Annotated in this window: 4 protein-coding genes and 1 pseudogene; all 5 read right to left on the bottom strand. The window is 40.5% G+C overall.

Features of this window, described 5'->3' with window-relative positions:
- The coding region (locus P7J49_RS11510) for a terminase large subunit domain-containing protein (protein ID WP_408570737.1) at positions 1-350 on the bottom strand (350 nt) is incomplete at its 3' end.
- Positions 347-820 (bottom strand): phage terminase small subunit P27 family, encoded by a 474-nt coding sequence (locus P7J49_RS11515; RefSeq protein ID WP_003058374.1) that lies wholly within the window; start codon positions 818-820, stop codon positions 347-349. The genes P7J49_RS11510 and P7J49_RS11515, both read right to left, overlap by 4 nt.
- 282 nt (positions 821-1102) lie before the next feature.
- On the bottom strand, positions 1103-1315 hold the full coding sequence (locus tag P7J49_RS11520; RefSeq protein ID WP_408570738.1) for a DUF4314 domain-containing protein: 213 nt from the start codon (positions 1313-1315) through the stop codon (positions 1103-1105).
- 1 nt (position 1316) lies between these two features.
- On the bottom strand, positions 1317-1565 hold the full coding sequence (locus P7J49_RS11525) for a hypothetical protein (protein WP_253218163.1): 249 nt from the start codon (positions 1563-1565) through the stop codon (positions 1317-1319).
- Positions 1566-1661: 96 nt separating this feature from the next.
- Positions 1662-1813: pseudogene (locus tag P7J49_RS11530) on the bottom strand (DNA modification methylase); the annotation flags it as partial.

A 1813-nucleotide genomic window follows, 5' to 3' on the forward strand; every position in this document is an offset into this window, starting at 1 on the left:
ACGATTGACGCTTGGTTTCGGTCACAAGCCGCACCATAAACTTCTGCACTGGCTTCATTATCCGCATATAGTAGATAAAGAGCGATAGCCGCTGCTAGCTCAGACTTACCATTCTTCTTTGGAATTTCAATATAGGCAGTTAAGAACTGACGGTTACCATCTTCTTTCACAATCCCAAATAGATCACGAACAATCTGTTCCTGCCACGGCAACAAATCAAATCGCTTTCCTGCCCACTTGCCTTTGGTATGGGAGAGGTTATTGATAAATGTTACTGCCCTATCAGCCTTTGCCTTATCATAGTGTGAGGAGGGAAGCATGAATGGACTTGGTTCATAATGATAACTCATAAAATTCCTCCTAACAAATCTTCCATTTCATCACCAGTACCAACTTCTGAATCCATCGTAGCTAATCGGTTTCGTGCCGAAGGTGTCAAACCAAACTGTTCACAGAACTTAAGCATGATTTTGAGGTTAGTCTGGCTGATAGAGACTTGAGGGACTTGTTGGAGATAGCCATTCGGGGTTTTGATAATGGAGCCATGCTTGGAAAGGAACTCTTCTGCCTCTTTCCAGCGAGCGTAAGCTTGACAGTATCCTGCAAATGCAGTCATGTCCATTTCGGTTAAAATTCCCATTTGTTCGAGAATTTTTCCCATCCGTTTCCACTCCTTCTTTGCATCATCTTCAAGCCACTGTGGGCAACGTGGGGCTTTTTGTTTGGGTTTGACTTCATTCGTAGGAAGTGGTCGCTTACCAGGATTTCCCTCAAGTATTTTCATATTCGTCGGCTTTGGTTTTCGCCCCCTGATTGCCACAATCTCACCTCCTTTAGAGTAAGAAAAAAGAACTCAATTCGAGTTCATTCTTAAAGTTCATTAAAGTTATCAAGTACAGCCTGACAGACAGTTCTGTCAATATCGTCCATGTCATCTATTTCGTTCCCATATCTATATTGGTAGATATATTCACCATCACGTTTTATTGTCAGAATTCTAATCCAAGCACCGTCTATATTTCCCGGGTCTGTGGTATCTTCACGGAGAAATTCACAAACGTAATGCCTATCACCAACCGTTCGAGTCATTATTTCCCACATCTTACTTTACCTTTTCCACGATATCTATTCCATACAAAACATTCAGACAACTGCCGTTTTCCCACTTAACTAAGATTGAACCAATGTCATCCACTCCAATAACTGTACCAAGTGTTCCTTTAGGAACTGGATGTGGATCATCCATTTTTACTAATCTAACCTTTGTACCAACCGGATAGATTGTCTTTAGGTTGTTGAAAATTTTTGCGTCCATATTATTCTCCAAACATATCGAATGCCCACTTAACGGCATGTCCAAAGTCTTTGAATGTTCCTGCTTCTTGGTAAATGCGGTCAAATCTGCGTTCGAAGTTTTCAAACTCTTCAAGACTATCAGCCGTTTCGTAAATCTCAACTTCTGTTCCTTTATATCCATTCGATGCAACGATGACCCAATCTTTGTAAGGAATGATGCTTGCGGTTGTTGGGTAGACTTCGTAAAGTTTTTCAAGTGTTGTTGTCATGGATTTGTTCTCCTCTTCCTTTGTTGTGTACATATTAACTCTAAAAGAGACATATATCCAGTCATTTCTCGATTATTTTAAAGAAATATTTGATTATTATTCGCTTGATAAATTGGCGGATGCTTCATCAAAGGTCAAAGTCTGTCCATCGCGCAATACCGTCACGTTATCATTTCCTGTTGACTCTATATAACGTTTGACAATGACATCCACAAACTTCTCATCCAACTCAATGCCGTAACAAACCC

Source organism: Streptococcus suis (genome assembly GCF_046032515.1).
In the GTDB taxonomy this organism is placed as follows: domain Bacteria; phylum Bacillota; class Bacilli; order Lactobacillales; family Streptococcaceae; genus Streptococcus; species Streptococcus suis_AL.